The 569-nt window shown below is 46.2% G+C and carries 1 protein-coding gene; it reads right to left on the reverse strand.

The window, feature by feature from the left end:
• A partial coding sequence (locus tag ABD223_RS43405; protein ID WP_344044224.1) for a TonB-dependent siderophore receptor occupies positions 1–569 on the reverse strand: 569 nt, incomplete at both ends.

Below are 569 nucleotides of genomic sequence, written 5' to 3' on the forward strand. Positions count from 1 at the left end.
CTTCCGACAGATACGTTAAACCCCTTGAAGGACTGTAGGGGTAATAAATAATTCAACCATGTGTTCTGTATGTGTTTCACCCGATTGGGTGTGGCCATCCCAACATGGGCGGGGATCATATCGTCTGCAGTAATCTTCGAGTCTGTGTACGCATAATTGAATACCGCGTTTAATCCCTGAGCCAAACGTCCTTTCAAATCAAATTCTATTCCTCTCGATTGGCTTTCTCCTGTCTGATAAATCAGATTGGATGTCGGATCTGGCGTGATCAGACGATTACGTTCGATATGATATATAGAGACACTGGTGTTCCATGCCCCATCCATCCAATCGCGTTTTATTCCCATTTCATAGTTAATCCCCCGAAGAGGCTTCAATGCATTTCCATTGACCGATAGGCCTACCTGAGGCAAATAGCTCTGATCATGGAGTGCATATAATGTGGTATGTGTATCGACGGCATAGCTCAGCCCCAGCCTCGGCGTCGCCACTAGATCTTCCGAATTGCCCCGTTCTCCATAATCATTGGTTTTTCCGCGAGATGCAGTCAATCTTAACCCGAACGTGAC

Source organism: Saccharothrix xinjiangensis, from assembly GCF_039527585.1.
GTDB classification, from domain to species: domain Bacteria; phylum Actinomycetota; class Actinomycetes; order Mycobacteriales; family Pseudonocardiaceae; genus Actinosynnema; species Actinosynnema xinjiangensis.